This window comes from Ruegeria sp. N10, from assembly GCF_056531545.1.
The window spans coordinates 23,703-30,292 of sequence record NZ_JBQFLY010000026.1 but is presented as its reverse complement, the minus strand read 5'-3'; the positions used below and the strand labels follow the sequence as shown (position 1 = coordinate 30,292).

Genomic DNA, 6,590 nt, shown 5'->3' with positions numbered 1-6,590 from the left:
AACATTGACCACAACATAAACGCTGAGACATAAACAAAGGTGGGTCAAATCTCGGTGAAAATACCGGGTCACTTCTCAGCGGAAATCAACACCGTTGACGCCGCGCACGCGATTTGTTGTATAATTAAACAAGCAGATTGATGCGGTTGACCTGTATACGCGAAAAAACCGAGCCACGGAGCGGCCCCGTTCGCACCCATCTAAATCCCTCTCGATTTGGACCGATTGAATGACAGTCGCGAAATCACAGTATAAAGCGCCACGACGAGCAGCAACATTGGTAATGGCCGTGATCGGTGCAAGCTTATTCCTGCTCTTCCTTTCTCGGGACCTTCCCGGCGGGTTGAGTGACGAGTGGGCGAAACAGAACTTCAGGCTGGTGACACGCTACGTGATTGCGATGACGTTGGGTGGGGCGTTCATGGGGTTTCTGCTTGCTCCGATGTTTGGTCGTTCAGGCGTTGGGGGATGGGTGACAGCATTGGTTGGCGGACTTTTGTCAACATTGATTGCAGGCGCATTCGGCAGCTTTCTTGGATTATTGCCCGACCTGCTTGCCGATGGCTGGCAGGCAAGTGATTTCGTTTCAATATTATTTGGGTTTGCGGTTTTGCCACTTGCTGCGGCCGAAAATTTCAGTTCGTCTTTGATTTGGCTGGTAATGGTGATTGCGGCACATATTCTTTCCCTCTTCGAGCGCAGAAAGAACACGGTGCACCGTTGATGCTTGTTGGCCTTAAAAGCTCAACACTAAAGCGTTTCAGGATTAGCCTGAGGTATGCTCGGCAGCCTTGAAGTGACCCGCTCCGGGTTTTCCGGAGGCTCCAAATCAAGGAAAGATTGGAGCCATTAAAAAGACAACAGAGCGAACCGCTATTCACCTGAGACACGTACTCGGGTCGTGCGGATAATGCTCGACAATCAAGTCAGCTACGAAAGCGAGGCAGTGGCGATCTGGACGAATTCTGTTTTTGTCCCGCCCCAAGTTCTCGCCTACAGGCGTCTGATGGTTCGGAATGTGGAGTATTCGATTTGGCCCTGAATTCAGATTGTGCAGGCGGTACCGAATCCTTTTGGTCTCGCAGATCATGTCGACCTACATCCGTCGCGAATATGATGTGTCCCAATTCCAGGGCTGCGAAAGGGTCGCACTATCAAACCTTGGGATCAAACATCTGGGCCAAAACGAAAAAAGAGGCACCTCCATAATGTGGGGTGCCTCTGAAGTTCGGTCGTATTGACCGCGACTATAGTCCATCCCGGTGGCGGAATTGTCCATCCATAATCGTTGCTTGAACCTTGGTCGTCAGCAGCTCTTCGGGATTATCCAGTTCCAGAATGTTTCGGTCCAGAACTACGATATCGGCCAATTTCCCCACCTCTAGAGAGCCCAGCTTGTCTTCCATTCTCAATTGCCAAGCAGGATTGATTGTTACGGCCTCAATCGCCTGCATCAGGTCCAGCGGGGCAGCACCATTTGGGAACTTCTTAGAGTTCGCAGGGTCCAGGGGGTTCTTGAACGTAACCGCAGTATAGATCTGATAGAGCATACTGTTGGTCGACATCGGCGCGGATGGGTAATCTCCTGCAAGGCTGACGCTGACCCCGGCATCGGCCAGTGGCCTGTATTGAGAAACACGCTCGTTCGTGCGCGTGTCACCCAACATGCTGAGAAAGTCCTGATCCTGCCCAGCCCAATCCACCGAAAAAATCGGAGTGATGTTTACCGGAATGCTGTTGTCGATCATGCGTTGCTGGTCATCAGGATGAACGATCTGATAGTGATGCAGCGCATTGCGCTCGTCCGCGTTGCCGGAGTCGCGCGACGCAAGGATCGCGTCAATCATCCCACGCACAGTGCCCGACCCTTCAACATGGGCAAAAACATCTAGACCTTGGTCGTTTGCGGCCTTGACGACCTCTTTCATCTGATCCGGTTTCACCGCCGAGATGCCTATATTGTCTGTTCCCTCGAACGGCTCCAGCATCAGAACCGCGCCGGCACTCCATGTCCCTTCGGGGTGTAACTTGATGCCATGTACGCGAAACAAGTCACCGTTGTACTTGTCGGCCATTGCACGTGCCCGCGCCGCAAATTCAACCGGATCGGCTGTCGCGTCCTTGTAGGCCGGTTGAACAAACGTTCGCACTGGCAAATCACCGTCGGCGAGCGCTTTTTCAAGCACCTTCATGGAAACCTCCAAATCATCGAACATGCCAGGTGCGTTTGTGAAATTCGGAGTGACAACACCAGGAATCAGTGCTGTTGTTGTGCCGCCTGCGACCACTTGTGGCTGAAGTTTTTCGCGGCTTTCCTCGATCATTCGCTCGGGTTCCCAAGCGACTTTCGTATAGACAGGGAACCACGAACCTTCCTTCCCGACGCCCAATGGGTTTCCGTCGTCATCCCTGATCCAGTAAGTAACCCCTGGCACCGGGTCCGGCGTATCTTTGGTGATGTTTCCTGCTTCGAGCGCTTTGGTGTTCAGCCAGGCATCGTGAATGGTGAAGTCGATGATAATCGCGATCTTGTCGGGGATGATTTCATCCAACTCAGCGGCAGTCGGCGCCCCCCCCATAAGGGTTGCATTGTATCCTTGGCCGACAACGATCGGCAGATCCGGGTTTTCCGCCACGTAGTCCCGCAGCATCTGCAGTGTTTCTTCTTTGTCTTTTGCCGCATTCAGATCGACGCCTAGTGTCGACCAAGCGGAGCCAAGAACATGGTCGTGGGCGCTGACATAGCCGGGGAGCACCATCTTGCCGGTCAGATCAAGGACTTCGGTGTTCTCGCCAGTCAAGCTTTCCACGCCATTCACGTCGCCAACATACACGATCTGATTGCCTCGTACGGCAACGGCTTGCGCCTCGGGATTTTCTTTGTCCATTGTCAGGACGAAAGCATTTTTCAAAACCAGGTCTGCGGCATCCTGAGCATGAGCAAGGCTGGCACATAGCGCCAGTACACTGGCAGAAATAAACTTCATCTGTTGTCTCCCCTGTTAGTCGTTCCATCATATATGAATAATATCAATTTGCCATCGAGAATGTGGAACTGCGCCACCCTTACTGAACTGGTCCACCGTTATGTTTAGGAGGCTCTGCTGCGAAGTTTCCGGGCGGCCCTCTCGACCATGTTCTTCGACGCTGCTACCATCGGCCTGTATGAACCCGATACAAGTTGGTGCTAGGGAGTGTGAAAGCATTGACCGAAATTCAACCAGATGAGGAAGCGGTCACTGCACAACTCAATCGCATTCTTTCCTCTTCGGATTTCACCGCCGGGCCACGGGTTCAAAGGTTCCTGACCCACCTTGTGAAGGAAGAACTCGCCGGACGTGGAGATCTCCTTAAGGGCACTGCACTGGCAATGGATGTTTTCGGTCGCGACGCCAGTTTCGACCCTAACAGCGATCCCGTCGTCCGGCTCGAAGCGATCAAGTTGCGAAAGGCACTCGAACACTATTACCTGACCTCGGGCGCCGGAGACCAGTTGGTGGTATCGGTGCCAAAGGGGCACTATCGGCCTTGCTTCGAAACGCGACCTCCAGTTCGGGCCAAGGTAATAAGGACCCCGCAGACGGAGTTGCCCAAGCTGGCTATCCTGGGTTTTACCGGAGAAGATGGAGAAAAGGCGCGATTGTACCGAGACGGACTTCCCGAGGAGATCGCACTTGAGCTGGCGCGCTTTGGCCATCTGCGCGTGATTTCCAGTTGGCATGAGAGCGTGATCGCATCTGACAACAACAATTCGGCCCTTGCAGGAGGGGTCGACTACATATTGCGTGGCAACGTTCGCGAGGCCGGTGGGAACCTTCGCATTTCAGTCCAGTTGAGCCGGCTTCCTGATGAGACCTTGATCTGGTCAGACCGGTTTCGGATCGAGTCCAACTATGCCGATGTATTCGGACTTCAGGAGGACATCGCGTGCCAATGTGCGAGACGGTTGGCTGATGCCTACGGTATCGTCGCCGAAGATCTGAACGCGCAATATACCGGCCGCAGTGCTACGGATGCAGGCGTCTATGAAGCGCTTCTAGCGTTTCATGCACACGTAGGTACATCACGACTTGATAGCCTGAAGGAGTTTCAGGAGCTCGCAGAAGGCGCCCTCCGGCACAACCCATCGAGCGGTCTCGCCCATGCTTTGGTTGCGATAGCATTGATCGAAGCAGCGACACTCGGCGCAACCCCGATCGAAGATGTGATCGAGCCGGGAAGAATCCACGCTGAGAAGGCCATCGCTCTGGCTCCCAATTGCCAGGAGGCGCTTTTTGCCTCAGCAGCCTTTACCCAAGCACAGGGGGACACTGCACGGTACCGAAATCTAATCTCGCGTGCCGTCGATGCTAACCCAAACGCGACGCTGATGATGGCATTGGTCGGTGGCTGGCTCGCCAAGTCGGGTGACATCGAAGACGGCCTTGCGCTTGTGCGAGAAGCGCGCGAACGCAACCCGTTGCTGCCAATCTGGGTGTCCATATCGCTCGCGATGGAACCATTGATCGCGGGAGATTATTGCTCAGCCTCCGACCTTGTCCGTGACATCGACGCGCGCGACGCGATCTACGACTGGTTACTGATCGCGGTCACGCATGCGCTGGCCGGGGAGCTCGAAAGTGCCCGCGCCGCGATCGCGCCATTCACAGAACGCGGCGTCGATCCCACAGACTATGCAGCGAAAATTATGATGGACGATCGGCTACGTGCGCGAATTGACGAGGGACTGAAGAGGCTTGAGGCGAGCCGATGCGTCGAGGTGCGAGGCGAGTAGATAGGTTTCATTGCAAAGTTTTAGGTCGGTCAAATAAATTTGCGATCGCTATGGGTTCAGATTGCCAACTCGTCGGATTGACGAAACGGGCAGAGTCGAGGGGATCTGTTGCTAAGTTTTGACTGCTGACGCTCATAAGTGCTTCGAGTGAATGGATATCAAAATATTGAAGTCGAAAGTCTGTTTATGATCTCCTTCAAAGGCGCACAGTATCCGAATGATGTGATCCTCTTCGCAGTGTTCTTGAGCTACCCCCTAAATTTACCCGGTAGTCGATGACGGCAGACAGTTTTCTGAACCGAGTAAAACTGGGCAATGGATCGGAATTACAGAGATGGGCTCGGGCTCTCGAAACCCCTACCAGTCACAAAAAGGCGTTGTCGCTCTTGCCAGAAGACTTGCGATCCTGATGCTCGGCATCTGGACACACGAAAAAACTTTTAAAATGAAGGAGGCATAATCAGAGTAACGGGGATTAAGGCCATCAATAAATGCTCAAAGACTTTGTCTGCACGATCCCGATTGAGATGGTGAGGCGGAAATACTTGAACAATATCGTGGAATAGGAACATCGTTTCATCAAGAGACGCACGCGGCCAATGCTGGGGTTCAAGGCCTTCGCTTCAGCGGCGGCAACGCTCGACGGAATTGAAGTGTCGTACATGATCCGCAAGGGCCAAATCAAAACCTTAACTCTGTCCATTTCAGCAGTTCGCTGAGCTCGCCGTCTGACTCACAGGCGATTGCTGATACAACTCAACGGGCTCACATCTTTGCAACAAATCCCCTACAAGTGGTCTGTGCGACAAGGTTTCGACCACGTCAGAAACGCACTAAAAAGGCGCGACGGAGACCAACACGCACTTCGAACTGATCGGCGGACCCATTACGAACGATGGGTGAGCCGGCAGCCGCGTCTTGAAACCTTTCGTATTTGGCACCAACTTCCAGCCACCAAGTATCGGCGAACCTGTGGGTGACGACGAGTTCCAACCCTGCACTGACCAACCCTCCAGCTGGGTCGTAGGCGGGGTATTGACTGCGTATGGCTTCGTCCGGCGTAATTCCGAAATAAGTCTGATTATATTTGTCTGTACCGAACAGCAGTCGCGGCCCGAAGCGCACTGTCATTCGATCCATCGGGCGCGCTATGTAATTGGCTTCGATTGCGGCGACGAAACTGTCGTGCCCGCCCAGCCCATACCGAAGATCTGCAAAAATTTCGGCGTTCCGCGAAACATATCCGACCCCTGCGCCGATTTCGATGGATAGACCGACATCTTCCAGGCCAGTCAGCTCTGGGTAGTCGGAAGAGTCCCGTGGCGGAACATATCGCGCTGATAGCCTGGGAATGAACCCGGGAGGAAATACCAATGGATCTTCCGTCAGGACCGGATCGCCATACCGAAGAAACTGAGAAAACAGAAACGGAACTTCGACACTTCCCATTGGATAAAGTTGCTGACTATTCGCTCCGAAATACTCCGGAACAACCTGTGCGCCCAGAACACCTGTGACGATCATCGACGTCTGTCGCCCGCCATCCTCCACTGTGACGCGTTCGCCGGGACCTATCAGGGTAACTTCTGCGAAAGACTGAATGGGACTAGATATTAGAGCTGCTGCCAGTACTAGACCAACACCTGCTCTGATCGGCGACCGTTTTGTGTCAGCAACTGGAAAAAAACGATTTGCAGCTTCGACTAGAATACATAGTACTTTCAATTCTGGATTAACCGAGCGCGAACGATAGGGAATGTTTGGCTGTGAAGGGTCTGCAGGTATTGTCCGATTCATGCACGCGCCTCCGTTTTGT

The 6,590-nt window shown here is 53.5% G+C and carries 4 protein-coding genes and 1 pseudogene; 3 read left to right on the top strand and 2 right to left on the bottom strand.

The window, feature by feature from the left end:
- The first annotated feature begins 229 nt into the window (after nt 1-229).
- Nucleotides 230-724 (top strand): hypothetical protein, encoded by a 495-nt coding sequence (locus tag ACR0JI_RS20380; protein WP_480473576.1) that lies wholly within the window; start codon nt 230-232, stop codon nt 722-724.
- Between the two features lie 523 nt (nt 725-1,247).
- Here the strand turns inward: ACR0JI_RS20380 and ACR0JI_RS20375 are convergent.
- Entirely contained in the window at nt 1,248-2,987 is a 1,740-nt protein-coding gene (locus tag ACR0JI_RS20375; protein WP_480473575.1) for an amidohydrolase, read from the bottom strand.
- Nucleotides 2,988-3,205: 218 nt separating this feature from the next.
- Between ACR0JI_RS20375 and ACR0JI_RS20370 the strand changes: the two genes are divergently transcribed.
- Together ACR0JI_RS20370 and ACR0JI_RS20365 are read left to right on the top strand one after the other, a co-directional pair.
- Nucleotides 3,206-4,774, top strand: a complete 1,569-nt coding sequence (locus tag ACR0JI_RS20370) for a hypothetical protein (RefSeq protein ID WP_480496324.1) — start codon at nt 3,206-3,208, stop codon at nt 4,772-4,774.
- A gap of 521 nt (nt 4,775-5,295) precedes the next feature.
- Nucleotides 5,296-5,506, top strand: a pseudogene (locus ACR0JI_RS20365) (DDE-type integrase/transposase/recombinase); the annotation flags it as partial.
- 90 nt (nt 5,507-5,596) lie between these two features.
- On the opposite strand, the gene ACR0JI_RS20360 reads toward ACR0JI_RS20365, so the two are convergent.
- Entirely contained in the window at nt 5,597-6,571 is a 975-nt protein-coding gene (locus tag ACR0JI_RS20360; RefSeq protein ID WP_480496322.1) for a MipA/OmpV family protein, read from the bottom strand.
- Between the last annotated feature and the right edge of the window lie 19 nt (nt 6,572-6,590).